Raw genomic sequence first — 25,118 nt, 5'->3', positions numbered from 1 at the left:
TAATGGCCCGCCCTTGCTGATTAAAATCAATAAACAGACGACTAACGAACAGCATAACAGCGTTTTTGCCATGGCTAAGGCATTTATGTCATAAGGATCTTGACCGGCAAAGACAGCGTAACATGTCTACCTAATGATAACAAAATGTTAAACTTTTGTGTGGTCTGGCCTGTTAATCCTGGAGACGGTTAACAGGCAGTAGGCGTACAAGATGTGGGATTATTCGGGATAAGCAGAACGCCGCTTTAAGAATATTCCCGAAAAACGGCCTGATATTTAAGAGTAGCGGTGATGCCGTTAAGGCTTGGTTCAATTACTTTATGGTAAACTTTGCCTCGAATATCAAGAATGGTAATTGCATTGTGATTGTACGTAATACTTTTTTCTCTATTTTATTGTTTATTATTGGTCAGTTAACGTTTTCTACTGTTGCACAGGCAGAGGACAACGCGACGGATAAAGGCTGGTTCTCTACTTTTACGGATAATGTTTCGCAGACCTGGTCAGCGCCTGAACATTACGATCTCTATGTCCCGGCAATAACGTGGCACGCGCGCTTTGCTTACGACAAAGAGAAGACGGATAAATATAACGAGCGTCCCTGGGGGGCGGGTTTTGGTCAGTCGCGCTGGGATGATAAAGGAAACTGGCATGGCATCTATCTGATGGCCTTCAAAGATTCCTTTAACAAATGGGAACCGATTGGCGGCTACGGCTGGGAAAAAACCTGGCGCCCGCTGGCGGATGAGAACTTCCACGTGGGTCTGGGCTATACCGCCGGGGTGACCGCGCGCGACAACTGGAAGTACATTCCGATCCCTGTATTGCTGCCTCTGGCCTCTGTTGGCTATGGCCCTGCAACGTTCCAGATGACCTACATCCCGGGGACGTATAACAACGGTAACGTTTACTTCGCCTGGATGCGTTTTCAGTTTTAACTGACAAAACGTTACATGTTGGTGAAAAAACGCGCAGCCGTTGATTCATAAGCGATAAAAATCTGTCAGTGAAAATTAACGCGACTTTAGTCACTTTTTGTCAAAGATCCGCTGGACAAAAGGTCCCACAATTGATGTACTGGTAACCGACACAGCATTTGTGTCGTTTTTTAATGTAAAGGTAATTTTGATGTCTAAGATTAAAGGTAACGTTAAGTGGTTTAATGAGTCCAAAGGATTCGGTTTCATTACTCCTGAAGATGGCAGCAAAGACGTGTTCGTACACTTCTCTGCAATCCAGTCTAATGGTTTCAAAACTCTGGCTGAAGGTCAGCGTGTAGAGTTCGAAATCACTAACGGTGCCAAAGGCCCTTCTGCTGCTAACGTAATCGCTCTGTAATTCAGACGCGTCAGCAAGAATTTCAAAACCCGCTCATTGAGCGGGTTTTTTTCGTTATGAATCAGCCAAGCAGGTAAATTTTCAGGAAGCTGGCCACGATCAGTACGCTCAACAACACCATGCCTGCGCTCATCAGACTCTGTTTCATTTGTCACCCTCGTTCAGTATTGCCTTCAGAGTGACAGAGAAAAATTAAGCCAACATTAACGCTTCGGCAGTTAATGCGTGCTTACAGAGGAAAAGAGCCAAAATGCGATCCCCGTCATCGCGAAAGATCCGATCATGTTGATCGCGATATTCACCAGCGCCCAGCCGATACGACCTTCCTGAAAGAGAAAAACCGTTTCCGCGGAAAAGGTTGAAAAGGTGGTCAAACCGCCGCAGAAGCCGGTGGTGATCAAGACTTTCCACATGGGATCGATGTGGGTCATCCGGTTAAACCAGGCCAGCCCCATTCCAATAATAAAAGCACCAATCAGGTTGGCGGCCAGCGTCCCTAATGGAATTGCCTGATGCAGGGGGTTAAACCGCATACTCAGTAACCACCTCGCAACGCTCCCCGTGCCTCCACCAATAAAAACAGCTAAAAGGAGTTGTAACACGCTAAATACCTGCTATTTGATGTGTAAGAGTAGCGAGTTTAACGCTGTTTATAATGAGGGGACAAATATGTATGTTGCGGTAGGGCAGTTTGCGGTCACGCCTGACTGGCGGGTTAACGCTGTTCAGTGCGTTAACCTGATGATACAGGCCCGACAGAAAGGCGCGTCGCTGCTGGTGCTTCCTGAGGCGTTACTGGCAAGGGATGATAACGACCCGGATTTGTCCGTGAAGTCCGCGCAGGCCCTTGACGGCGAATTTTTACAGCAGCTGCTTGCCCAGAGCGTGGGCAGTACGATGACCACCGTCTTAACCGTGCATGTTCCCTCTACCCCGGGTCGCGCAGTGAATACGCTCGTGGCGATCCGTGACGGTGCCATTGTTGCGCGCTATGCCAAGCTTCATCTCTATGATGCGTTCAGCATCCAGGAGTCGCGACGCGTTGATCCGGGAGATGTCGTCCCGCCGCTCATTGATATCGACGGGTTTAAGGTGGGGTTGATGACCTGCTATGACCTTCGTTTCCCGGAGCTGGCGGTGCATCTGGCGCTGCAGGGAGCGGACGTGCTGGTATTGCCTGCTGCATGGGTTAAGGGGCCGCTAAAAGAGCAGCACTGGGCAACGCTGCTTGCGGCACGCGCGCTGGACACGACCTGCTACGTTGTTGCCGCCGGGGAGTGCGGCAATAAAAACATCGGGCAGAGCAGGGTGGTTGATCCGCTGGGAGTGACGATTGCCGCCGCAGCGGAAGCGCCGGTTCTGCTGATGGCGGAGATAATTTTAGAAAGAGTTGCGCTTGCGCGTCAGCAATTACCTGTTCTTCGCAACCGTCGCTTTGCGCCACCGCAATTATTGTGATGTTTTTTTCAACAATGCTTGATTCACCTTGTTACAGATTGCTATTGTGTGCACGCGCCAAATGACCGTTAATACGATCGGGTTTTTGGCGCTGAATGCAGCCTGTTTTAAGTAAAGAAGGTATCTATGGGTGAGATTAGTATTACCAAACTGCTGGTGGTTGCCGCACTGGTCGTCCTGCTGTTTGGTACCAAGAAGTTACGCACGCTGGGTGGTGACCTGGGGGCTGCCATCAAAGGCTTCAAGAAAGCGATGAACGACGATGACGCAGCCGCGAAGAAAAGCGCTGACGACATCCCGGCAGAAAAGCTTTCCCACAAAGAGTAACGGCAATGCCTGAGGGCTTGCGAAAAAAACCGGCTCATGAGGCCGGTTTTTTTGCATTACTGTAAATGAATATTACGGCGTTATTTGACTTCTTCGCCCTTCGCCTGCATGTCCGCATGGTAAGAAGAACGAACAAACGGACCGCAAGCCGCATGGGTAAAGCCCATCGCCAGCGCTTCGGCTTTCATCTCGTCAAACTCATCCGGGCTCACGTAGCGCTGTACCGGCAGGTGGTGACGGCTTGGCTGCAGATACTGGCCGAGCGTCAACATGGTCACACCGTGGCGGCGCAGATCGCGCATCACTTCGATGATTTCGTCATTGGTTTCACCCAGACCGACCATCAGACCTGACTTGGTTGGAATATGCGGATGTGCTTCTTTAAAACGCTCCAGCAGCTTCAGAGACCAGTTATAGTCGGCTCCCGGACGCACCTGACGATAAAGACGCGGAACGTTCTCCAGGTTGTGGTTAAACACATCTGGCGGCGTCGCGGTCAGGATATCCAGCGCGCGGTCCATACGGCCGCGGAAGTCGGGAACCAGCGTCTCGATTTTGATGTTCGGGCTTTTTTCGCGGATAGCAGTAATGCAGTCAGCGAAGTGCTGAGCACCGCCATCACGCAGATCGTCACGGTCAACGGAGGTGATAACCACATAACGCAGCGCCATGTCGGCGATGGTTTGCGCCAGTTTTTGCGGCTCGTTGGCATCGGGGGCCACCGGGCGGCCATGCGCCACGTCGCAGAATGGGCAGCGGCGGGTACAGATAGCACCCAGAATCATAAACGTCGCGGTGCCGTGATTGAAACATTCAGCAAGGTTCGGGCAAGAGGCTTCTTCACAAACAGAGTGAAGGCCATTCTTACGCATCGCCGCTTTGATCCCCTGGATACGCGAAGAGTCTGCCGGAAGTTTGATTTTCATCCATTCCGGTTTTCTTAACAGCGCCTCGCGCTCTGTAGCCACGTTTTTAACCGGGATAAGGGCCATTTTATCGGCATCGCGGTATTTAACACCGCGTTCCATCACAATGGGTTTACTCATAGCGTGCGTGTTCCAGTTGCGAATATCGAAGGAAAGCGTTTCAATTCAAGGGAATGTTGTATTTATCAACTATTTTTGAACGAACGACAGGCAGTATATCATTGAAACGGTCGTTAAAGCAGCCTGCCAGGTCGCCAATTTGTAAAATAGTTGTTGTTTTGTGCGTTTTGCCCTGCAAGCGGCAGGGACGTGTACGGGTACGCTCTGTCAGAAGGCCTGACGGATAATGCGGATGACGTTTTCCAGTACCGGATCGCGCAGGCTGAGCTTGTTGTAATGCAGTGAAATCTCGATAGATTCTGCATTGAGCTGGCTAAGCGGAATATTCTCCAGCGGCCAGCATTTCCGCAGCAGGTTATACAGGCGTGAAGGCATGATGCACAGCATATCGCTGCTGCCAATCAGGGATGCGGTGGTGAACATATTGTAACTGCTGAAACTGATCTGACGTTCCGGAAAAATTTCATCAATACGCTGACGCAGAGCGTGGTTAGACTGTCCTTCGGTCATGAAAGACGAGTGGTCGTAGTTGCGCAGGTTCTCAATGGATAACGGCTCGCTGAGGGCGGGGTGCTGCCTGCGGCAAACCAGCACCAGGTTATCCGCATAAAGCACATTTTGCCCCAGCGCTCGGGCGCTAAAGCTACCGCTTTCAATGACCAGGTCCGTCTGGAACTGAGCAAGCTGAACGTCAGGTTCGTTAAGAGGCACATTGCGAAGCAGAAGCTGAGGCGCATGCTCTTTCACGGCCTGGAAGATCGCGGGCATCACCAGCACGCCGACAGAAGGGGAGCAGCCGATGGTGATGGTTCTCTGTTTGTCATAGCTTCCGGTTAAATCCAGCGCACCCAGAATCGACTCCAGCCCCTGGCTGATGTATTCGTGGAGGTGTGTCGCATAGGCCGTTGGCGTGACGCCCTGGCCCTTACGGATAAATAAGGGATCGGGAAATATAGCCCGCAGCTTTTGAATTGACTGACTTATTGCCGATGGCGTGAGATTAAGAATTTTCGCAGCGTTAACGATACCCTTATGGACATATACTGCCTCAAAAATAGTCAGTAAATTGAGATCAATATTACGTAAAGTCCGAAAAATTTGCGGCTTATCTTCGCCACCAGGGTCATTCAGGCGTTTGGCTGGTAAATTATTATACTCCACGCTTTCACTCCGTATACATTCACAACATGAATGATAGTTCAATTTATTTATTATGCTTGTAGAGATTCGTAAAGTGTTGGTTTTGTTCCACTTGTTTATCAAAAACAAACAGTTGTGTGATTATCACTCAAGTTACTTAGCCTGAGTATGCCGTGCTGTCCGGAGGCTAAATAATATGTAAGGGCAATATTCGGGCGCTTCGAAAATATAGAATCTGCGGATTATTGTAAAGCGTAAAAGCGGTAAATAAACAGCGGCCCGTCAAATTATCGGGCCGTCTGAATGATATATTAAGCAGGGATATATTCGTGCGGGGGATTGTTAAGCAGTGCTAACACGTTCTTCAGAAGCACGGGGCGTATATTTTCTGGCGTAGCGGTGTCGACCCACTGGCGCATTTGCGTCATTTCCATGCCGGCGTAGCCGCAGGGATTTATGCGCTGAAAGGGCGTAAGATCCATATTAATATTCAATGCCAGGCCGTGGAAGGAACATCCTTTACGAATACGCAGCCCCAGAGAGCAGATCTTCATTTCGCCAACGTAGACGCCCGGTGCATCGGCACGCGGATGCGCGTCAATACCATATTCCGCCAGCGTGTTGACGACGGTCTGCTCCAGTAACGTCACCAGCTCACGCACGCCAAGCTTTCTGCGCTTCAGATTAAGCAGGACGTACATCACCTGCTGACCAGGCCCGTGGTAAGTCACCTGACCCCCGCGATCGCTCTGGATCACCGGGATATCGCCCGTCATTAATAAGTGTTCCGCTTTTCCCGCCTGGCCCTGCGTAAATACCGGCAGATGTTCGACCAGCCAAATCTCATCAGGGGTGTTGTCATCGCGTGAATCGGTGAAGTCGTGCATAGCCTGGGAGACAGGCTCATAAGGTTGCAGCCCGAGATGACGGACCAGAATTTTATCCTGATACAAAACGCGTCTCCGAAGACGAGGGACAAAAGATGAGGGGGAGTATATCACAGCGGGGAAGAGGGGTTACCCGGCAAACCGGGTAACCGCAAAGGGACTACAGCACCATACGAACAATTTCGATATTGCCGAGCTCTTCGTACAGCGTCTCAACCTGCTCGATATGTGTGGCAGTGATGGTAATAGAAACCGAGTGGTAGTTGCCCTTGCTGCTTGGTTTTACTGACGGAGAGTAGTCACCCGGCGCATGGCGCTGTACCACTTCAACCACCTGATCAACCAGCTCAGGTTTCGCCAGACCCATTACTTTGTAGGTAAATGGGGTAGGGAATTCAAGCAGTTCGTTAAGTTTGGTTTTCATGTCAGCTCCGGCGTAACGTCAAAAAGAATAACTCCCACGTCAGGTGGGAGTTATCAGGATACTTAGTATATGGGGATCAAAATCACACTTTCAAGTGTTCGATTTTTAGCCAAACCAGTGATGGAACATCAATTTAATGTAATCAATGATTTTGCCGAAGAAATTGCCTTCAGGAATTTCTTCCAATACCACGAGGGGACGCTGGTCGATCGTTTTACCGTCCAGCTGGAAGTTGATGGTGCCCACTACCTGATTTTTCTGCAGCGGGGCATGCAGTTCAGTTGTGTTAAGCACATAGCTTGCTTTCAGATCCTTCATACGACCGCGTGGAATGGTCAGGTAGAGGTCTTTATCCACGCCCAGAGAAGCACGGTCGTTATCGCCGAACCAGACGGGTTCAGAAGCAAACTCTTTGCCTGCTTTCAGCGGGTTCACGGTTTCGAAGAAGCGGAAGCCCCAGGTCAGTAGCTTCTTGCTTTCGGTTTCGCGACCTTTGAAGGTGCGACCGCCCATCACGGCAGAGATCAGACGCATCTGGCCTTCAGTAGCAGAAGCCACCAGGTTGTAACCGGCTTTGTCGGTGTGGCCGGTTTTGATGCCGTCAACGTTCAGGCTGTTATCCCACAGCAGGCCGTTACGGTTGGTCTGACGAATGCCGTTGAAGGTGAACTCTTTCTCTTTATAGATAGAGTACTCGTTCGGCACATCACGGATCAGCGCCTGACCAATCAGCGCCATATCGCGCGCGGAGCTGTACTGACCGTCTGCATCGAGACCATGTACGGTCTGGAAATGGCTGTTCTTCAGACCCAGAGCATTGACGTAGCTGTTCATCAGGCCCACGAATGCATCCTGACTACCGGCGGCGAAATCGGCCATGGCCACGCAGGCATCGTTACCGGACTGCAGGTTAATGCCACGAATTAACTGAGAAACCGGAACCTGCATTCCTGGTTTCAGGAACATCAGCGAGGAACCTTTGAAAACAGGGTTCCCGGTAGCCCACGCATCGTTGCCGATGGTGACCAGATCCGTCTCTTTGAACTTACCGGCTTTCATTGCCTGGCCAATGACGTAGCTGGTCATCATTTTGGTCAGGCTGGCCGGGTCACGGCGGGCATCGGCATTCTGTTCAGCCAGCACTTTGCCAGAGTTGTAATCGATCAGGATGTAGGATTCCGCGTCGATTTGCGGAACGCCAGGGATCATGGTCTTGATATTCAGGTCATCAGCATGAGCTGCAGAGAGTGCAGCCGCGCAAAGGGCCGTGGTCAGCGCCATGCGCTGCACAAAACGAGCAGAAAAAGTGGTCTTCATGGTCAGAACTACGACATCCGTGATGGAATTAAAAAAAGTGCCTTACTATAGCAAATGCTATTCAGGCAGGCATCCGACTTTAAGCATGAGTTTGTGAATGTGTTTTACACAAACTGACATTTCGGATACCGCCGATTAATTACTTCGTAACAGCGATAAAGGACTGCAGCTGTGCCTCGCTCTGCAAACGCTGCTGCAGGGACGCTGCCTGCGACTTGCTGGCGAACGGCCCCATCTGGATACGCCAGACCGCGCCGTTTTGCTCAACGCGTCCTGGTACGCCAAACTGCTGGCTTAAACGCTGCTGATACTGCTGGGCACGGGCCCGATCGCTCACTGCGCCCACCTGGACGACAAAGCCGCCGCTGGCTGCTGCGGGAGCGGCAACGGCTGCGCTCTGGGTCGTAACCGGAGCCGTTACCGGGGCAGGTTGCTGCACGACGGGGGCGGCAACAGGGGCAGGTGTCGGCTCACTGCTCTCCAGCACGCCCGAAGCTAAGTTCGTTGGTGCACCAAGGAAGCCGCTGCTTTTTACCGGTGCGCCAGTGGAATCTTCGCTTTGCAGGGTGTCATTGCTGATCGGGCGAATCTCTCCCGCTGGCTGAGAAGGTTCTGCCGGCGAGGAGACGCTTCCCATGCCGCCGTCCAGATTTGGGCGGTCAGGGAGGGCATAGGTCTGTTTCGCCACCGTGGTACACGCGGTTCCCGGCCCGGAGAGCGAACCATCCTGCGCCACGATAATTGGGTCAATGCGGACTTTGGTGTTGTTCGAGGTGTTCAAACGATCGGCAGACGCGCGCGACAGGGAAATCACCCGGTCATTACCGTATGGGCCGCGGTCGTTAATACGCACGACGATCATACGGCCGTTCGCCAGGTTGGTGATACGGGCGTAGCTTGGGATCGGCAGAGTCGGGTGCGCCGCAGTCAGCTGCATTGGGTCAAACGTTTCACCTGATGCCGTCAGGTTACTGCCTGGCTCGGCATCATAAATGGCGGCAAAGCCAGCCTGGCTAAAGCGGGACGGATCCTGCACGATTTTGTAGCTTTTTCCGTCGCGCTCGTAATCCTGATTCGCGCCGGCATTCAGCGGTTCATAAACGGGATCGGCACCGCTAATTTCAACGATTGGGCCATTACACACCGCAGGCTGCGGCGGCGCGACGGTTGCCTGTTGCTGACCATCATCACTTGTGCAGGCCGCAAGTAAACTTGCCGCAATGCAGATCCCCAGCCACTGCTTACGCATTCCGATCCCCTTATTTTTATACGCTTTTTGACAACATTTTTCTGTGGGTATGGATCGACATCACGATACCAAACCCGGCCATCAACACGATCAGTGCCGAGCCTCCGTAACTCACCAATGGTAGCGGTACGCCTACCACCGGCAGAATACCACTCACCATACCAATATTTACGAAGACATAAACGAATAAAATCAACATCAGTCCGCCCGCCATGACGCGGCCGAAGGTGGTTTGCGCGCGGGCCGCAATCCACAATCCTCGCATGATGAGCAGCACGTAGAGCGCCAGCAGGATCAGGATGCCAACCAGCCCCAGCTCTTCTGCCAGTACCGCAAAGATAAAGTCGGTGTGGCGTTCCGGTAAAAACTCCAGCTGAGACTGGGTACCGTGCAGCCAGCCTTTACCGCGCAGCCCGCCGGAGCCAATCGCAATTTTGGACTGAATAATATGATAGCCCGCACCGAGCGGATCGGTTTCCGGATCGAGAAGCATCATGACGCGCTGGCGCTGGTAGTCATGCATCAGGAAGAACCACAGGATAGGGATAAACGCTGCAACCAGCACCACCGCGATACCGATCAGACGCCAGCTTAAGCCCGAGAGGAACAGGACAAACAGGCCGGAGAGGGCGATAAGGATCGAGGTGCCGAGGTCAGGCTGCGCCGCAACCAGCAGCGTCGGCAGGAATATCAGCACCAGGGCGATAGCGGTGTTTTTCAGCGACGGCGGGCAGACGTCGCGGTTGATAAAGCGCGCTACCATCAGCGGAACCGCGATTTTTGCAATCTCCGAGGGCTGGAAACGGACTATGCCCAGATCCAGCCAGCGCTGTGCCCCTTTTGAGATGGCACCGAACGCATCTACCGCCACCAGCAAAATAATACAGAAGATGTAGAGATAGGGTGCCCAGCCTTCATAGACGCGCGGCGGGATCTGCGCCATTACCACCATAATGACCAGACCCATCGCGATCTGGCCGATCTTGCGTTCCATCATGCCGATGTCCTGGCCGCTGGCGCTCCAGATAACCAGGGCGCTGTAAACCAGCAGGGCCAGCAGGATCAGCAGCATGGCTGGGTCGATGTGAATTTTATCCCACAGCGATTTTTTATTTGGATTATCCGTCATGATTATTGGTCCTCCGCCGCAGCGGCGGCCGGGTTTTCAGCCGGCAGTTCGGTGTTGTTATCACCCAGCATAATGTGGTCCAGAATCTGGCGCATGATGGTCCCAACCGCCGGGCCAGCGCCGCCGTTCTCCAGAATCATCGCCACCGCCACCTGCGGGTTATCATAAGGGGCAAACGCCGTCATCAGCTTATGGTCACGCAGACGTTCGGCAATGCGGTGTGCGTTATAGGTTTCATTGGCTTTCAGACCAAAGACCTGCGCCGTACCGGATTTCGCGGCCACTTTATATGGCGTACCTGCGAAATACTTGTGCGCGGTTCCGTTTGGACGGTTTGCCACACCGTACATACCGTCTTTCGCTATTTCCCAGAAGCCGGAATGGATGTCGCCCACCGGCGCTTCATGGGGTTGCACCCACGGCACTTTTTTGCCGTCTTCAACGGTGCTTTGCAACAGATGCGGAACTTTAACCACGCCGTCGTTAATGAGGATCATCATCGCTTTGTTCATCTGAAGCGGGGTGGCCGTCCAGTAGCCCTGGCCGATACCCACCGGTATGGTATCCCCCTGATACCACGGCTTTTTAAAGCGCTTCAGCTTCCACTCGCGGGTTGGCATGTTGCCTGACCGTTCCTCTGCCAGATCCACGCCGGTGTAGTGTCCGTAGCCGAATTTGCTCATCCACTCAGACAGGCGGTCAATGCCCATGTCATACGCCACCTGATAGAAGAAGGTATCCGCAGACTCTTCCAGAGATTTCGTGACGTTCAGATGGCCGTGGCCCCATTTCTTCCAGTCGCGATAGCGTTTTTCAGAGCCGGGCAGCTGCCACCAGCCCGGGTCAAACAGGCTGGTATTGCGGTTAATGACGCCCGCGCTCAGCGCTGAGACCGCCACGTACGGTTTAACCGTTGATGCCGGCGGGTAAACGCCTTGCGTGGCGCGGTTCACCAGCGGGGTGTTAGGGTCATTCAGCAGGCCGGAGTAGTCTTTGCTGGAGATGCCGTCAACAAAGAGGTTCGGGTCATAGCTTGGCATAGAAACCATGGCCAGAATGCCGCCGGTGCGCGGGTCGGTGACCACCACGGCGGCGCGGCTGCCCGCCAGCAGGGTTTCAATATACTGCTGCAGTTTGAGATCGAGCGTCAGATAGACGTCGTGCCCCGCCTGAGGCGGTACTTCTTTAAGCTGGCGGATGACGCGGCCACGGTTGTTAACCTCAACTTCTTCGTAGCCGGTCTGCCCGTGCAGGACATCTTCGTAGTAGCGTTCAATCCCCAGCTTGCCGATATCGTGCGTCGCGGCGTAGTTCGCCAGCTTGCCGTCTTTATCGAGGCGCTCAACGTCTTTATCGTTAATCTTGGAAACGTAGCCAATCACATGCGTTAGCGCGGAGCCGTAAGGGTAATAGCGACGCTTGTAACCCTTCACTTCCACGCCGGGGAAGCGGTACTGGTTCACCGCAAAACGGGCGACCTGGACTTCCGTCAGGTTGGTTTTCACCGGGATGGAGGTGAAACGGTGGGAGCGGGCGCGCTCTTTTTTGAAGGCCGCGATATCATCATCGTTAAGATCGACAACGCTTCTTAGCGCCTCCAGCGTATTCTGCACGTTATCAACTTTCTCCGGCATCATCTCGACCTGATAGATGGTGCGGTTTAACGCCAGCGGGGTGCCGTTACGGTCGTAGATAATGCCGCGGCTGGGCGCGATAGGCACCAGCTTAATGCGGTTTTCGTTTGAACGCGTCTGGTAATCGGTAAAGCGGACAATTTGCAGATTATAAAGGTTGGCGATCAGCACGCCGGTAAGCAGCAAAATCCCCGTAAAGGCGACCAGCGCCCGGCGCACAAACAGCGCGGACTCAGCCGTATAGTCGCGAAAAGAATTCTGTAGTTTCATCCGCTGCTTAATCTACCCTGGTCAGTCATTACTCGCGGTGATAGGGGTGGTTGGTAGTAATGCTCCACGCGCGATACAAGCTTTCCGCCACCAGGACCCGAACGAGCGGGTGGGGCAGCGTCAGCGCAGAGAGAGACCAACTTTGTTCTGCTGCCGCTTTGCAGGCGGGGGATAACCCTTCAGGTCCACCAATCAACAGACTGACGTCGCGGCCATCCTGCTTCCAGCGCTCCAGTTCGTGCGCCAGCTGCGGCGTATCCCAGGGTTTACCTGGAATATCAAGGGTGACGATGCGGTTCTTGCCTGCGGCAGCCAGCATCAGTTCACCCTCTTTATCGAGAATACGTTTGATATCCGCGTTCTTGCCGCGCTTCCCGGCGGGAATTTCCACCAGTTCGAACGGCATATCTTTAGGAAAACGACGCAGATACTCAGTAAAACCGGTTTGTACCCAGTCCGGCATTTTGGTGCCGACGGCGACCAGCTGCAACTTCACGCATTAACCCCAGAGTTTTTCCAGCTCATACAGGCGACGGCTCTCTTCCTGCATGACGTGGACAATCACATCGCCGAGGTCAACAACCACCCAGTCAGCGGTCGCTTCACCTTCAACGCCAAGCGGTAACAGTCCTGCTGCGCGCGATTCCTGAACCACATGGTCGGCAATCGAAACAACATGACGCGTAGAGGTACCGGTGCAGATAATCATGCAGTCGGTAATACTGGATTTACCCTTAACGTCGATAGCGATGATGTCCTGACCTTTCAGGTCATCAATTTTGTCGATAACAAAATCCTGGAGTGCTTTACCCTGCAAGTTTTCCCCCTGGGTGAATGAGATTGTACAACTATGAATTCGTGGCCAGACAGTATACCTGAACTGACGCCCCTGTCGGGACAAATGTCACCGTCCGGGCTTTTGAAGGCGGGTATCATCCCACCCTCCGCCTGAGATTGCATCGCCATTTTTGTAAAACAATTTCTGTAAAGCAACGATCGGCGGGAAAGTCTGGCAGCGGAGGATAACAGTATGGCTTAACCTGTCAAGGCAGGATAATCAATATGCTGCTTTTTATGCCTTCCGGCTATTTATCTGCGGTTTTCTGATACAACCCGTGCGTATGAATATACGACAACACCGGGGCGGGCAGCAGATCGTCACAGGCTAAACCCTGCTGTAAACGCTCGCGAATAAGGGTCGCAGAGATGTCGAACCAAGGCGTCTCTGCCAGATAGATCTTCCCGGCGGGCTGGTTGTGAAGATCTTCCACGTTATCGGTCAGGTGGTCTTCAAGCCACTGCTGATATTGCGCTTCGCGCATGGTCAGCGGGTATCCCGGACGGCGGCAGACGAGCAGGTGGCTGTTCTCCAGAATGGTTTCATACTTGTGCCACGTGGGGAAGTTGAGCAGGGAGTCCTGACCGATGATAAAGGCGAGCGGCTGGTCAGGCCCCTGTTCGGCCCGCCACTCCTGCAGCGTTTGCGACGTCCACGAGGGGGTGTCGCGACGCAGTTCCCGTTCATCCAGCCTGAAGAGCGGCTTATCCGCGATAGCCAGAGCGAGCATCTCTTTTCGCTGCTCGCTGGTCGCCTCTGGCTGAGGGCGATGCGGCGGAACATTATTGGGCATGATGGTAACGCGCTGCAGGCCGATCAGATTTGCCAGAATTTCTACCGGCTTCAGATGCCCGTAATGTACCGGGTCAAAGGTGCCGCCATACAGAGCCTGTAAAGAGTGCATACTATCCATCAATAAATACGTCAGCCAGCGCCTTGTGGCAGAGCAGCAGGGAAAGGCTTTCCAGCTCCGCCCACACCGACTGGCCGTAATCTTGTTTCAGGGTGAGCTCGGCGCGCATCAGAAGCTGCACAGCCTGACGCAGCTGTTCATGGCTCAGGCGGTTGATGGCCTCGGTGGTCATTGCCCGACGGTTTTGCCATACCCGGTGTTTATCAAACAGGGAGCGTAACGGCGCGTGGGCCGACTGGCGCTTGAGCGTTATCAGCAGCAACAGTTCGCGCTGCAGCGTGCGCAGCAGAATGACGGGTTCACTGCCCTCCAGGCGCAGCTGCTGGAGAATATGCAGGGCGCGTTTGCTTTTCGCCGACAACAGTGCATCCACCCAGTGGAACGGCGTGAAGTGTGCGGCATCGTTAACCGCCTGCTCAACGCGCGGTAAGGTCAGCTTGCCGTCCGGCCAGAGCAGGGAAAGCCTGTCCAGCGCCTGTGCCAGAGCCAGCAGGTTGCCTTCATAGCAGTAGCAGAGCAGCTGGTTCGCCGCATCGTCCAGCTGAAGGTTGTTCTGCTTTGCCCTTGCCGCCACCCATTTTGGCAGATGCGCCTGTTCAGGCGTCTGGCAGGTGACCTGCACCGCGTGGGTCGCGAGCTGGGTGAACCACGCCGCATTTTCCTGCGCTTTGGTGAGCTTGCTGCCGCGCACAATCAGCAGCAGATCGCTGTGTAACAGACTCACCAGGGTGGCGAGTTGCTCATTGATGGCCGCGTTAGGGCCGTTCTCCGGCAGCAGGATCTGGATTGTCTGGCGTGACGCAAAAAGGCTCATCGCCTGACAGAGTGAGAAGAGGGCATTCCAGTCGGTGGAGTTATCCACCTGGACGGTATGGTGTTCATCAAAGCCCTGAGCGGCGGCCGCATGCCGCACGGCATCCAGGCTTTCCTGAAGGAGTAACGGATCGTTTCCGAGCAGCAGATACGCCGCGCGCAGCCCTTCATTGAGCTGCGCGCGGAGTTGTTCAGGATACAGCCTGATCATCATTTACCCAGAGAGGTAGAAACAGGAGGCGTGCTGGCATCCGGTTTTTCAATAATGTCAGAGCCTTCTCTGTTAGACGCTGCAATACCTGGCAGTTTGCGGATCAGCTGCTCCGCCGCCTTGTCGTACATTTCGTTGATGATAATCTGCTGTTCAGCATCTTTTGCCAGCGCCGTTTGCGGGTTATCAAAGAACGAACGATACACTTTTGCGCTGATCGGATAGATGTCTTTACCCGGGATCAGTACAGCCGCGTTGACCGACAGCACCATCTGATATTCAGCCGTGCGGCCGTCCTGGAAGATGGACGCCGTATCCTGTCCCAGCGTCATTCCCAGTACGCGCAGAGATGGTACATCCTGGCGCAGCGTACCTTTCTCGATAAGCTCAACGCCATTCAGACGCAGCTGATTGCGGATTGCCCGGCTGAGCGGGCCGTTTGGATCCCCGGAATCAAAGATCATTGTTTTCATCTCAGCGGGCACCGCCGTGGTGTTGCGCAGGTGCCAGCCACAGCCAGCGGTGACAAGCACCGCCAGAGATAAGAGTATTGTTGCCAGTTGTCGCACGTTTCCTCCCGCGCTTAGCCAACGACCAGATTGAGCAGTTTACCCGGTACGTAGATCGCTTTACGTAAGGTAACGCCCTCAAGATATTTCGCAACCAGAGGTTCCTGGCCCGCGCGCTCGCGAACCTGATCTTCGGTTGCATCGACCGCCACGGTAATTTTACCACGGACTTTGCCGTTGACCTGGACCACCACCAGCGTGGTGTTTTCTACCATCGCTGCTTCGTCAGCCACCGGCCACGGCGCGTTGTCGATATCGCCTTCGCCTTTCAGCTCCTGCCACAGGGTGAAGCTGACGTGTGGCGTGAACGGGTTAAGCATGCGAACCACGGCCAGCAGCGCTTCACGCATGATGGCACGATCCTGCTCGCCGTCCTGCGGGGCTTTCGCCAGCTTGTTCATCAGTTCCATAATAGCCGCAATTGCGGTATTGAAGGTCTGACGACGACCAATATCATCGGTCACTTTCGCAATCGTTTTATGAACATCACGACGCAGCGCCTGCTGATCTTCGCTCAGCGCAGCGGCGTTCAGTGCCGGGGCATCACCCTGTGCGGTGTGTTCGTACACCAGTTTCCAGACGCGTTTCAGGAAGCGGTTCGCGCCTTCCACGCCGGATTCCTGCCACTCCAGCGTCATATCAGCCGGAGAAGCAAACATCATGAACAGACGCACGGTGTCAGCGCCGTAACGCTCAACCATCACCTGCGGGTCGATACCGTTGTTCTTAGACTTGGACATCTTGCTCATGCCGGTATAAACCAGTTCATGACCTTCAGCGTCTGTCGCCTTCACGATACGGCCTTTCTCGTCGCGCTCAACGATGGCATCAACCGGAGAAACCCAGTTGCGCTCGCCGTTCGCGCCAACGTAGTAGAAGGCGTCTGCCAGCACCATACCCTGGCACAGCAGCTGTTTAGCGGGCTCGTCAGAGTTCACCATGCCGGCATCGCGCATCAGCTTATGGAAGAAGCGGAAGTAGAGCAGGTGCATGATGGCGTGTTCGATACCACCAATATAGATATCTACCGGCAGCCAGTAGTTGGCGGCGTCAGAATCCAGCATGCCTTCTTTGTACTGCGGGCAGGTGTAGCGCGCGTAGTACCAGGACGACTCCATAAAGGTGTCAAAGGTGTCGGTTTCACGCAGCGCAGGTTGGCCGTTGACGGTGGTTTTGGCCCACTCAGGATCGGCTTTGATCGGGCTGGTGATGCCGTCCATAACCACGTCTTCCGGCAGGATCACCGGCAGCTGATCTTCAGGCGTTGGCATTACGGTGCCGTCTTTCAGGGTCACCATTGGAATTGGAGCACCCCAGTAACGCTGACGGGAAACGCCCCAGTCGCGCAGACGGAAGTTCACTTTACGCTCGCCCACGCCCAGTGAGGCCAGCTTATCGGCGATGGCGTTGAAGCCCTCTTCGAAGCTCAGGCCGCTGAATTCGCCGGAGTTGAACAGGGTGCCTTTTTCGGTCAGCGCCTGCTCGGACAGGTCAGGTTCAGAACCATCGGCGGCCAGAATGACGGCTTTAATCGGCAGGTTGTATTTGGTGGCAAACTCGTAGTCGCGCTGATCGTGACCCGGAACGGCCATGACGGCACCTGTACCGTACTCCATCAGCACGAAGTTTGCTGCCCAGACAGGGATCGCTTCGCCCGTCAGCGGGTGCTTGGCATAGAAGCCCGTCGCAACGCCTTTTTTCTCCATCGTCGCCATGTCGGCTTCGGCCACTTTGGTGTTGCGGCATTCGTCGATGAAGGTGGCCAGTTCCGGGTTGTTCTCTGCCGCTTTCTGCGCCAGCGGGTGACCTGCGGCCACGGCCAGATAGGTCGCGCCCATGAAGGTGTCCGGACGAGTGGTGTAGACGGTCAGGGTCTGATCGTAGTTCTCAACGTTGAAGGTAATTTCCACGCCTTCAGAACGGCCGATCCAGTTGCGCTGCATGGTCTTAACGGTGTCAGGCCAGTGGTCCAGCGTATCCAGATCGTTCAGCAGTTCGTCAGCGTAAGCGGTGATTTTAATAAACCACTGCGGGATCTCTTTACGCTCAACTTTGGTGTCGCAGCGCCAGCAGCAGCCGTCGATAACCTGCTCGTTCGCCAGAACGGTCTGGTCATTCGGGCACCAGTTAACGGCAGAGGTCTTCTTGTATACCAGGCCTTTTTTGTACAGCTCGGTGAAGAACTTCTGCTCCCAGCGGTAGTATTCCGGGGTACAGGTCGCCAGCTCGCGGCTCCAGTCATAGCCGAAGCCCAGCATTTTGAGCTGGTTTTTCATGTACGCGATGTTGTCATACGTCCACGGTGCCGGAGCGGTATTGTTTTTAACCGCTGCGCCTTCTGCAGGCAGGCCGAACGCATCCCAGCCGATTGGCTGCAGAACGTTTTTGCCCAGCATGCGCTGGTAACGGGCGATCACATCACCGATGGTGTAGTTACGCACGTGGCCCATGTGTAGTCGACCAGAAGGATAGGGAAGCATCGACAGGCAGTAATACTTCTCTTTGCTCTCGTCTTCGGTTACTTCAAAGGTGCGCTTCTCGTCCCAGTGTTGCTGGACTTTTGATTCTATCTCTTCCGGGCGGTATTGCTCTTGCATGGCAGCCAGTGGTCCTGTGTTCAATACAGCTACAAAAATGTAGCCAATGGATGTGGTAATTCAGATCCGCATAGCATAGCCCAAACGCCCGCGTCAAAACAGCCTTTCGCGCAATTGCACTTTGCAGGAATTTACCGGGTCTGTGCTTCACCTGACAAAGCGGCGGCGAAATAAGGTCTATTATTAGAAATAGTTACTTACCCGGGAGGCAAAATGATGAACAAGGTTGCTCAATTTTACCGCGAACTGGTGGCGACACTGACGGAACGGCTGCGTAACGGCGAGCGCGATATTGACGCGCTGGTCGAACAGGCGCGTGAACGGGTGACGCAAACGGGTGAGTTAACGCGAACCGAAGTGGAAGAGGTGACGCGCGCCGTACGCCGCGATCTGGAAGAGTTCGCGCGCAGCTACGAAGAGAGCCAGGATGAGATTGCCGACAGCGTCTTTATGCGGGTGATCAAAGAGAGCCTGTGGCAGGAGCTGGCGGATATTACCGATAAAACCCAGCTGGAGTGGCGTGAGGTGTTCCAGGACTTGAACCACCACGGCGTCTACCAGAGCGGTGAAGTGGTGGGGCTGGGGAACCTGGTGTGCGAGAAGTGCCATCACCATATTGCGGTATACACGCCGGATGTGTTGCCGCTGTGTCCGAAGTGCGGGCACGATCAGTTCCAGCGTCGGCCGTTTGAGCCATAAGTAAAAGCGCAGGTTTGTTCCCTCTCCCGGTGGGAGAGGGCCAGGGTGGGGGCATCAGGCCGCACTATAGTAAGCCAGCCTCTCTGCCAGTAAATCCACAAACGCCTCCCGGTCGATATCCACCATCAGCGTCGTATTCGGTTTATTCCCCGTCAGCGAATAGTAATCCACCACCGTCATCCCCTGGGTGTATTTCCCCTGCGTCTCCACGCCAACCCAACGCTCCACCGTGGTAAACATGTCAGGCTTCAGCAGCCAGGCGATGGTGCACGGGTCATGCAGCGGCGCGCCGTGGAAGCCCCATTTCTCGGTTTTGTGGTACTCCATAAAGAAATCGAGCAGCTCGGCTACGGTTGTCGCAACCGGGTTGCCCACGGCGCGGAAGCGTTCAATATCGTCCGCCATAATCTGCGCACGGTGGGTAACATCCAGCCCCGCCATCACAATTGGTAAACCCGACTGGAAAACAATTTCCGCGGCTTCCGGGTCGACAAAGATGTTGAACTCCGCTGCAGGCGTCCAGTTCCCCAGCCCCAACGCGCCGCCCATAATCACAATACGGGCGATTTTACCGTGCAGTTCCGGATGGCTGTTCAGCAGCAGCGCAACGTTGGTTTGCGGTCCGGTGGCGACCAGCGTTACGGGCTCCGTGCTTTCACGCAGCACCTTCGCCATCAGCTCCACGGCGGTGCAGTTTTGCGGCGCAAAGCCCGGCTCCGGCAGTGCCGGACCGTCCAGCCCGCTTTCGCCATGAACGTTGTCGGCAATGATCAGCTCGCGCATCAGCGGCTTCACGGCCCCGCCGGCGACGGGAATATCGACGCGGTTAAGCAGCGTCAGCATTCGTAAAACGTTGCGCAGGGTTTTGTCCGGCGTTTGGTTTCCAGCGGACGAGGTGACGGCTTTTACGTCCAGTTCAGGGGAGGCAAGTGTGAGGACGAGAGCGATCGCGTCATCATGACCCGGATCGCAATCGAGAATAATTGGCTGTGCCATAGCGTTCTCCATACGTAGCGTTATTTTGTGACAAGGTTAACGCTGCAGTGTGACGCCGACGAGAGGAACTGAGTGAAAGCGTGAAGCAGTGCGCAATCCGCAGATTGCGCACCGGGAAGATTAGTGCAGGATTTTTGCGAGGAAATCTTTGGCGCGTTCGGATTTCGGGTTGGCGAAGAACTCTTCTTTCGGTGAGTCTTCGACAATTTTCCCTTCGTCCATAAAGATCACGCGGTTGGCCACTTTACGGGCGAAGCCCATTTCGTGCGTCACCACCATCATGGTCATCCCTTCGTGCGCCAGCTCGACCATCACGTCCAGCACTTCGTTGATCATTTCCGGATCGAGCGCCGACGTCGGCTCATCGAACAGCATCGCCACCGGATCCATGCACAGCGCGCGCGCAATCGCCACACGCTGCTGCTGGCCGCCGGAAAGCTGTGCCGGGAACTTATCGGCATGTGCAGAAAGCCCCACGCGCTCCAGAAGCTTCAGCCCCTTTTCGCGCGACGCTTTTTTATCACGCTTGAGCACTTTGACCTGCGCCAGCGTCAGGTTCTCGATAATGGAGAGATGAGGGAACAGCTCAAAATGCTGGAACACCATGCCGACGTGAGAGCGAAGCTGGGCCAGGTTGGTTTTCTTGTCGTTCACTTTCGTGCCGTTAACAACAATTTCGCCCTGCTGCACGGGCTCCAGCCCATTAACGGTTTTGATCAGCGTGGACTTACCGGAACCGGACGGCCCGCACACCACCACCACGTCGCCTTTTTTGACTTCGGTGGAGCAGTCGGTCAGCACCTGAAAGTGCCCATACCATTTAGAAACATTTTTCAGGGAAATCATTATACCGTCCTTTTCTTCAGCCAGCTGACCAACAGCGACGCGCTTAAACTAATCACAAAATAGACCGCACCCGCGAAGAGCACCATCTCGACCTGCGTACCATCACGTTCACCGATGGTCGACGCGGTACGGAAGAAGTCCGCCAGGCTCAGAACGTAAACCAGAGAGGTATCCTGGAACAGCACGATACCCTGGGTCAGCAGGAGCGGAACCATGGCGCGAAACGCCTGCGGCAGAATGATGAGCTGCATGGACTGCCAGTGCGTCATTCCCAGCGCCAGCGCGGCGCTGGACTGCCCACGGGAGATACTCTGAATACCCGCACGGATAATCTCTGAGTAGTAAGCGGCCTCAAACATCGAGAACGCCACCATCGCAGAGATCAGGCGGATATCGGTTTTCGGCGACAGCCCCAGCACGTTCTGTAAGAAGCCGGGAACAATCAGATAAAACCACAGCAGCACCATCACCAGCGGGATGGAGCGGAAGACGTTAACGTAGGCAGTCGCAAACCAGGCGAGCGGCTTAAAGCTCGACAGGCGCATGACGGCCAGCAGGGTGCCCCAGACGATACCCACGACGATAGCGATCGCGGTGATCTTTAAGGTAATCACCAGGCCATCGAGCAGGTAAGGCATGGATGGAACAATAGAACTCCAGTCAAATTCGTACATTATTTGCCCCCCAGATTGCCCGGCAGGCGTACTTTGCGTTCAACCAGGTTCATCACCAGCATGATGAAAGCGTTAATCAGAACATAGGCGAGCGTGATCGCGGTGAAGGATTCCCACGCGTGAGCGGAGTAATCCAGCAGCTTGCCTGCCTGTGCAGCCATATCCACCAGGCCGATGGTTGAGGCGATGGCCGAGTTTTTCACCAGGTTCATCATCTCAGAGGTCATTGGTGGAACGATAACGCGGTAGGCGTTAGGCAGCAGCACGTAGCGGTAGGTTTGTGGCAGGGTCAGGCCCATCGCCAGGCCCGCATTTTTTTGTCCACGCGGCAATGACTGAATGGCGGCACGCACCTGCTCGCAAACGCGCGCAGCGGTAAACAGCCCCAGACACATCATGGAGGAGACAAAGAACTGCACGTTCGGATCCAGCTCCGACTTGAACCACATGCCAATATTTTCCGGCAGCAGTTCCGGGATGACCAGATACCAGGTAAAGAACTGCACGATGAGCGGAACGTTACGGAACAGTTCCACATACAGAGTGCCTATTGTTGAAAGGAAACGGTTAGGGACGGTGCGCAGAATACCGAACAAAGAACCGACAAGAAACGCGATAATCCACGCCGTTATCGATAATGCCACGGTAACCTGAAAGCCGCTCCACAGCCAGCCAAGATAGGTGGTGTTGCCGAACGGGGCTTGTTGCAGGAATATGCCCCAGTTCCAGTCTATTGACATAATAAACTCCAGAAAAAAGAGGGTAGCAGCGCTACCCTCGAAGATTGGTGAGAAGCTCATTTTTCGCGCTGAGTGGGGAACGACCACTCAGCGTATAGTCTGTCCATGCTTCCCGACAATCGAGAGGGCAGGAGATCCCGCCCCTGTTGTTCTAATTAGTTAAGAGCCTTGTCATTTGGAGATTTGAACAGCGCTTTCATGTCGTCAGACAGTTCAAAGTTCATATTGAGATTTTTTGGTGGAATCGGGTTCTTGAACCATTTGTCGAACCATTTTTCCGCTTCGCCGGAGGTCTGCACCTGAGCGATAGTGTCATCGATCAGCTTTTTGAACTGCGGATCGTCTTTACGCAGCATACAGCCGTAGGCTTCTTTAGACTGCGCGGTACCGACGATATCCCAGTTGTCTGGTTTCTTCGCCTTCGCACGTTCGCCCGCCAGCAGGGCGTCATCCATCATAAACGCGACGGCACGACCGCTTTCCAGCGTACGGAAGGAGTCGCCATGGTCTTTCGCGCTGATGATGCGCATATCCATTTTCTTCTCGTCGTTCAGCTTGTGCAGCAGGACTTCAGAAGTGGTACCGGAGGTCACAACGACCGCTTTGCCTTTCAGGTCAGCAAAGTCTTTGATCGCACCGCCCTTCTTGGTCAGCAGACGGGTGCCCACGACAAAGATGGTGTCAGAGAAGGCCGCCTGTTTTTGACGCTCGAGGTTGTTGGTGGTGGAGCCACACTCGAAGTCAAAGGTGCCGTTTTGCAGCAGTGGAATACGGTTCTGTGAAGTGATTGGGATCAGCTTCACCTGCAGGTCAGGTTTGTTCAGCTTTTTCTTCACAGCTTCAACGATAGCGTTGGAGTAATCCTGTGAATAGCCCACGACTTTTTGCGTGTTGTCGTAGTAAGAGAACGGGACGGAAGATTCACGGTGGCCGACCACGATGACGCCGTTTTTGGCAATCTTGTCGAGAGTGCTGCCTGCTGCCGGAGCGTCTTCAGCGTGAACCACGCCTGCGGACATTCCCATAACCAGCATTGCTGTGGCCAGTTTACGTAATTGCATACCCAACTCCTTTCTTATCAGCGCCAGTGACGCATTGATACCCATTGTGATGTTGTTATATCTCGCGCAATGCGAGTGCAGTGTTATGCAAGCTTGTTAACATTTAGTCTGGCTTAATGTAAAGATTTTGCTGCGTTATTGTTTATTTTTGCGAAGCGCGCCGCACCATTCAGAGGCAATAATCTCCCGTTGCACCGTTTCGGTGCTACCGACGATCTACGCTGGTGCGACAAGGTTGCACGTTAAGCCAAACTGCGTTTGCGTGAATAAACAAAGCAATAGGCGTGCCAGGATTTCCCCTCTCCCAGGAAGGGAGAGGGGAAAAGGCGGAGCGGGAAATTGAAATGTGTACAGGATTCTTCCCTCTCCCCTATGGGGAGAGGGCCAGGTGAGGGGTAAGATTATTTCCGACGCTGACGAAGGCTCATCAGCACAGCCCCAAAGCCAAACAGCGCGCTCAGGATCCACAGCGGCCAGTTGCCGGTGCGGGCGTACGGCGTCAGCCCCGTGGTTGGCGTGACGTGAGTGGTCAACACTTCGCGCGTAAACTGCGGGATCATGGCCTGGATTTCACCCTGCGGACCAATCACCGCGGTGATGCCGTTGTTGGTGCTGCGCAGCAGCGGGCGCGCCAGCTCCAGGGAACGCATGCGCGCCATCTGGAAGTGCTGCCACGGGCCGATAGACTTCCCGAACCACGCATCGTTGGAGATGGTCAGCAGATAGTCGGTATCCGGACGGAAGTTATCCCGTACCTGCTCGCCGAGGATAATTTCGTAGCAGATAGCGGCCGTCAGGGCCAGACCGTGCGCGTGCAGCTGGGGCTGAACGTACGGGCCGCGGCTGAAGGAGGACATCGGCAGGTCAAAGAACGGTGCCAGCGGACGCAGGATCGACTCCAGCGGCACAAATTCACCGAACGGCACCAGGTGGTTCTTGTTGTACCGGTCGGTGGAGTGGTAGCTGTATTCGCTGTCTTTGCCGAGCGTAATAATGGTGTTGTAGGTGTCGTAGCGGTTCTGCTGGTTCAGACGTGCATCAACAATGCCGGTAATCAGCGTGCTGCCGCGCGCCACCAGCAGGTCGTTCATCATGTTCAGGAACGGCTGCTGGTTAATTTCCAGATCGGGAATAGCGGATTCCGGCCAGATAATCAGCTGCGATTTACCCATCACCTCTTCGGTAGCGTTGGCGTAGATCTTCAGCGTGTTCAGCAGCTCTTTTTCGTCCCACTTCATGGACTGCGGGATATTCCCCTGCACCATGGAAACCTGCATGGCGCGCTCGGGCTCGGGCGTGAACCACTGGATATAGTGCAGCGGGAAGGGCAGGGCGAACAGCACCAGCGCAGCAACCAGCGGCTTCCAGCCGCGCGTGACCAGCGCCAGCACCAGCAGGCCGCTCACCACCATCAGCAGGAAGTTAATCGCTTCAACGCCCATGACCGGCGCCAGCCCTTTTAGCGGGCCGTCAATCTGGCTGTAGCCGAACTGCAGCCACGGGAAGCCGGTCAGTACCCAGCCGCGAAGGAACTCGGTAATCTGCCAGACAACCGGCGCGGCAATGGCGACGCGCAGCCAGGTGGTTTTAGGCCACAGGCGAGAGAGAATGCCGGCGAACAGACCGGTATAGAGCGAGAGATAGGCGGCGAGCAGGACGACCAGGAAGACGTTAACCGGCCCCGGCATCCCGCCAAACTGGGCGATGCTGACGTAGACCCAGTTAATGCCGGAACCAAACAGCCCCAGCCCCCAGAAGTAGCCGATGGCAGCGGCCTGTACCGGACGACGATTCAGGGTTAATCCCTGAAGCCCCATCAGGGAGAGAATGGCGGCGGGCCAGATATCGTAAGGAGAAAAAGCCAGCGTACCGCTGGCTCCGAGTAACAGCGCCAGCAGCAAACGGACGCGCTGGCGTTCAAGCAATGGGGCAAATGCCATTT

26 protein-coding genes are annotated in these 25,118 nt (G+C 54.6%); 5 read left to right on the top strand and 21 right to left on the bottom strand.

Annotated elements, in window-relative coordinates; genetic code table 11:
- Positions 1-320 precede the first annotated feature (320 nt).
- Together pagP and cspE are read left to right on the top strand one after the other, a co-directional pair.
- Positions 321-938: a lipid IV(A) palmitoyltransferase PagP gene (gene pagP, locus OSH03_RS06160; RefSeq protein WP_061098886.1), complete on the top strand. Its 618-nt coding sequence runs from the start codon at positions 321-323 to the stop codon at positions 936-938.
- Between the two features lie 190 nt (positions 939-1,128).
- The gene (gene cspE / locus OSH03_RS06155) at positions 1,129-1,338 is read left to right on the top strand and encodes a transcription antiterminator/RNA stability regulator CspE (RefSeq protein ID WP_002439184.1); all 210 of its coding nucleotides are present in this window, start codon (positions 1,129-1,131) and stop codon (positions 1,336-1,338) included.
- Positions 1,339-1,556: 218 nt separating this feature from the next.
- Here the strand turns inward: cspE and crcB are convergent, their stop codons facing one another.
- On the bottom strand, positions 1,557-1,940 hold the full coding sequence (gene crcB / locus OSH03_RS06150; protein WP_041910922.1) for a fluoride efflux transporter CrcB: 384 nt from the start codon (positions 1,938-1,940) through the stop codon (positions 1,557-1,559).
- 67 nt (positions 1,941-2,007) lie between these two features.
- Here crcB and OSH03_RS06145 point away from each other — a divergent pair, with 67 nt between their 5' ends.
- Both OSH03_RS06145 and tatE read left to right on the top strand, forming a co-directional pair.
- Positions 2,008-2,796 carry a deaminated glutathione amidase gene (locus OSH03_RS06145; RefSeq protein WP_253541210.1) on the top strand — a complete coding sequence of 263 codons (789 nt, stop codon included), beginning with the start codon at positions 2,008-2,010 and terminating at the stop codon, positions 2,794-2,796.
- 126 nt (positions 2,797-2,922) lie between these two features.
- Entirely contained in the window at positions 2,923-3,123 is a 201-nt protein-coding gene (tatE, locus tag OSH03_RS06140; protein WP_028012332.1) for a twin-arginine translocase subunit TatE, read from the top strand.
- An 80-nt stretch (positions 3,124-3,203) separates the two neighbouring features.
- Here tatE and lipA read toward each other — a convergent pair whose 3' ends face one another.
- From lipA to leuS, 14 genes are all read right to left on the bottom strand, one after another.
- Positions 3,204-4,169, bottom strand: coding sequence for a lipoyl synthase (gene lipA / locus OSH03_RS06135; protein ID WP_008501032.1), 966 nt, complete (start codon positions 4,167-4,169; stop codon positions 3,204-3,206).
- 207 nt (positions 4,170-4,376) lie between these two features.
- Positions 4,377-5,330 (bottom strand): YbeF family transcriptional regulator, encoded by a 954-nt coding sequence (locus tag OSH03_RS06130; RefSeq protein WP_266178536.1) that lies wholly within the window; start codon positions 5,328-5,330, stop codon positions 4,377-4,379.
- Between the two features lie 290 nt (positions 5,331-5,620).
- On the bottom strand, positions 5,621-6,262 hold the full coding sequence (gene lipB, locus OSH03_RS06125) for a lipoyl(octanoyl) transferase LipB (RefSeq protein ID WP_266178535.1): 642 nt from the start codon (positions 6,260-6,262) through the stop codon (positions 5,621-5,623).
- A gap of 94 nt (positions 6,263-6,356) precedes the next feature.
- Positions 6,357-6,620 carry a DUF493 family protein YbeD gene (gene ybeD, locus OSH03_RS06120; protein WP_003858718.1) on the bottom strand — a complete coding sequence of 88 codons (264 nt, stop codon included), beginning with the start codon at positions 6,618-6,620 and terminating at the stop codon, positions 6,357-6,359.
- Positions 6,621-6,725: 105 nt separating this feature from the next.
- Positions 6,726-7,937: a D-alanyl-D-alanine carboxypeptidase DacA gene (gene dacA / locus OSH03_RS06115; RefSeq protein WP_045261014.1), complete on the bottom strand. Its 1,212-nt coding sequence runs from the start codon at positions 7,935-7,937 to the stop codon at positions 6,726-6,728.
- A gap of 139 nt (positions 7,938-8,076) precedes the next feature.
- On the bottom strand, positions 8,077-9,186 hold the full coding sequence (gene rlpA / locus OSH03_RS06110; RefSeq protein ID WP_266178534.1) for an endolytic peptidoglycan transglycosylase RlpA: 1,110 nt from the start codon (positions 9,184-9,186) through the stop codon (positions 8,077-8,079).
- Positions 9,187-9,202: 16 nt separating this feature from the next.
- Complete coding sequence (gene mrdB, locus OSH03_RS06105) at positions 9,203-10,315, bottom strand: peptidoglycan glycosyltransferase MrdB (protein WP_042715186.1); 1,113 nt, start codon at positions 10,313-10,315, stop codon at positions 9,203-9,205.
- Between the two features lie 2 nt (positions 10,316-10,317).
- Positions 10,318-12,219 carry a peptidoglycan DD-transpeptidase MrdA gene (mrdA, locus tag OSH03_RS06100; protein ID WP_028012338.1) on the bottom strand — a complete coding sequence of 634 codons (1,902 nt, stop codon included), beginning with the start codon at positions 12,217-12,219 and terminating at the stop codon, positions 10,318-10,320.
- A 28-nt stretch (positions 12,220-12,247) separates the two neighbouring features.
- A complete protein-coding gene (gene rlmH / locus OSH03_RS06095; RefSeq protein ID WP_003858701.1) occupies positions 12,248-12,715 on the bottom strand; it encodes a 23S rRNA (pseudouridine(1915)-N(3))-methyltransferase RlmH in 468 nt (155 codons plus the stop codon).
- 3 nt (positions 12,716-12,718) lie between these two features.
- Positions 12,719-13,036, bottom strand: coding sequence for a ribosome silencing factor (gene rsfS / locus OSH03_RS06090; RefSeq protein ID WP_003858696.1), 318 nt, complete (start codon positions 13,034-13,036; stop codon positions 12,719-12,721).
- Between the two features lie 268 nt (positions 13,037-13,304).
- A complete protein-coding gene (gene nadD / locus OSH03_RS06085) occupies positions 13,305-13,970 on the bottom strand; it encodes a nicotinate-nucleotide adenylyltransferase (RefSeq protein WP_151412731.1) in 666 nt (221 codons plus the stop codon).
- A complete protein-coding gene (gene holA / locus OSH03_RS06080) occupies positions 13,963-14,994 on the bottom strand; it encodes a DNA polymerase III subunit delta (protein WP_253543473.1) in 1,032 nt (343 codons plus the stop codon). The genes nadD and holA overlap by 8 nt, the downstream gene beginning before the upstream one ends.
- A complete protein-coding gene (gene lptE, locus OSH03_RS06075) occupies positions 14,994-15,563 on the bottom strand; it encodes an LPS assembly lipoprotein LptE (protein WP_045630867.1) in 570 nt (189 codons plus the stop codon). The genes holA and lptE overlap by 1 nt, the downstream gene beginning before the upstream one ends.
- Before the next feature lie 14 nt (positions 15,564-15,577).
- Positions 15,578-18,160, bottom strand: a complete 2,583-nt coding sequence (gene leuS, locus OSH03_RS06070; RefSeq protein ID WP_266178533.1) for a leucine--tRNA ligase — start codon at positions 18,158-18,160, stop codon at positions 15,578-15,580.
- 216 nt (positions 18,161-18,376) lie between these two features.
- Between leuS and OSH03_RS06065 the strand changes: the two genes are divergently transcribed.
- A complete protein-coding gene (locus tag OSH03_RS06065) occupies positions 18,377-18,859 on the top strand; it encodes a zinc ribbon-containing protein (protein ID WP_028012343.1) in 483 nt (160 codons plus the stop codon).
- A gap of 54 nt (positions 18,860-18,913) precedes the next feature.
- On the opposite strand, the gene rihA is transcribed toward OSH03_RS06065, so the two are convergent.
- The 6 genes from rihA to lnt form a co-directional block, all read right to left on the bottom strand.
- Positions 18,914-19,855, bottom strand: a complete 942-nt coding sequence (gene rihA, locus OSH03_RS06060; protein WP_266178532.1) for a pyrimidine-specific ribonucleoside hydrolase RihA — start codon at positions 19,853-19,855, stop codon at positions 18,914-18,916.
- Between the two features lie 120 nt (positions 19,856-19,975).
- Positions 19,976-20,701 (bottom strand): amino acid ABC transporter ATP-binding protein, encoded by a 726-nt coding sequence (locus OSH03_RS06055; protein WP_014883001.1) that lies wholly within the window; start codon positions 20,699-20,701, stop codon positions 19,976-19,978.
- Positions 20,701-21,375 (bottom strand): glutamate/aspartate ABC transporter permease GltK, encoded by a 675-nt coding sequence (gene gltK, locus OSH03_RS06050; protein WP_028012346.1) that lies wholly within the window; start codon positions 21,373-21,375, stop codon positions 20,701-20,703. Before gltK ends, OSH03_RS06055 begins: the two co-directional genes overlap by 1 nt.
- Positions 21,375-22,115 carry an amino acid ABC transporter permease gene (locus OSH03_RS06045; RefSeq protein ID WP_028012347.1) on the bottom strand — a complete coding sequence of 247 codons (741 nt, stop codon included), beginning with the start codon at positions 22,113-22,115 and terminating at the stop codon, positions 21,375-21,377. The genes gltK and OSH03_RS06045 overlap by 1 nt, the downstream gene beginning before the upstream one ends.
- Positions 22,116-22,270: 155 nt before the next feature.
- A complete protein-coding gene (locus OSH03_RS06040) occupies positions 22,271-23,176 on the bottom strand; it encodes an amino acid ABC transporter substrate-binding protein (RefSeq protein WP_014831086.1) in 906 nt (301 codons plus the stop codon).
- A 401-nt stretch (positions 23,177-23,577) separates the two neighbouring features.
- Entirely contained in the window at positions 23,578-25,116 is a 1,539-nt protein-coding gene (gene lnt, locus OSH03_RS06035) for an apolipoprotein N-acyltransferase (protein WP_266178531.1), read from the bottom strand.
- Positions 25,117-25,118: the final 2 nt, after the last annotated feature.

The organism is Enterobacter nematophilus, from assembly GCF_026344075.1.
Lineage (GTDB): Bacteria > Pseudomonadota > Gammaproteobacteria > Enterobacterales > Enterobacteriaceae > Enterobacter > Enterobacter nematophilus.
This window is presented reverse-complemented; position numbering and strand designations above follow the sequence as displayed.

Bases quoted from the DNA above. Each gene is read 5' to 3' on its own strand.
- pagP (WP_061098886.1), top strand. From the start codon at position 321: ATGGTAAACTTTGCCTCGAATATCAAGAATGGTAATTGCATTGTGATT.
- cspE (WP_002439184.1), top strand. From the start codon at position 1,129: ATGTCTAAGATTAAAGGTAACGTTAAGTGGTTTAATGAGTCCAAAGGA.
- OSH03_RS06145 (WP_253541210.1), top strand. From the start codon at position 2,008: ATGTATGTTGCGGTAGGGCAGTTTGCGGTCACGCCTGACTGGCGGGTT.
- tatE (WP_028012332.1), top strand. From the start codon at position 2,923: ATGGGTGAGATTAGTATTACCAAACTGCTGGTGGTTGCCGCACTGGTC.
- lipA (WP_008501032.1), bottom strand. From the start codon at position 4,169: ATGAGTAAACCCATTGTGATGGAACGCGGTGTTAAATACCGCGATGCC.
- ybeD (WP_003858718.1), bottom strand. From the start codon at position 6,620: ATGAAAACCAAACTTAACGAACTGCTTGAATTCCCTACCCCATTTACC.
- dacA (WP_045261014.1), bottom strand. From the start codon at position 7,937: ATGAAGACCACTTTTTCTGCTCGTTTTGTGCAGCGCATGGCGCTGACC.
- rlpA (WP_266178534.1), bottom strand. From the start codon at position 9,186: ATGCGTAAGCAGTGGCTGGGGATCTGCATTGCGGCAAGTTTACTTGCG.
- mrdB (WP_042715186.1), bottom strand. From the start codon at position 10,315: ATGACGGATAATCCAAATAAAAAATCGCTGTGGGATAAAATTCACATC.
- mrdA (WP_028012338.1), bottom strand. From the start codon at position 12,219: ATGAAACTACAGAATTCTTTTCGCGACTATACGGCTGAGTCCGCGCTG.
- nadD (WP_151412731.1), bottom strand. From the start codon at position 13,970: ATGGATAGTATGCACTCTTTACAGGCTCTGTATGGCGGCACCTTTGAC.
- holA (WP_253543473.1), bottom strand. From the start codon at position 14,994: ATGATCAGGCTGTATCCTGAACAACTCCGCGCGCAGCTCAATGAAGGG.
- leuS (WP_266178533.1), bottom strand. From the start codon at position 18,160: ATGCAAGAGCAATACCGCCCGGAAGAGATAGAATCAAAAGTCCAGCAA.
- OSH03_RS06065 (WP_028012343.1), top strand. From the start codon at position 18,377: ATGAACAAGGTTGCTCAATTTTACCGCGAACTGGTGGCGACACTGACG.
- rihA (WP_266178532.1), bottom strand. From the start codon at position 19,855: ATGGCACAGCCAATTATTCTCGATTGCGATCCGGGTCATGATGACGCG.
- OSH03_RS06055 (WP_014883001.1), bottom strand. From the start codon at position 20,701: ATGATTTCCCTGAAAAATGTTTCTAAATGGTATGGGCACTTTCAGGTG.
- gltK (WP_028012346.1), bottom strand. From the start codon at position 21,375: ATGTACGAATTTGACTGGAGTTCTATTGTTCCATCCATGCCTTACCTG.
- OSH03_RS06045 (WP_028012347.1), bottom strand. From the start codon at position 22,115: ATGTCAATAGACTGGAACTGGGGCATATTCCTGCAACAAGCCCCGTTC.
- OSH03_RS06040 (WP_014831086.1), bottom strand. From the start codon at position 23,176: ATGCAATTACGTAAACTGGCCACAGCAATGCTGGTTATGGGAATGTCC.
- lnt (WP_266178531.1), bottom strand. From the start codon at position 25,116: ATGGCATTTGCCCCATTGCTTGAACGCCAGCGCGTCCGTTTGCTGCTG.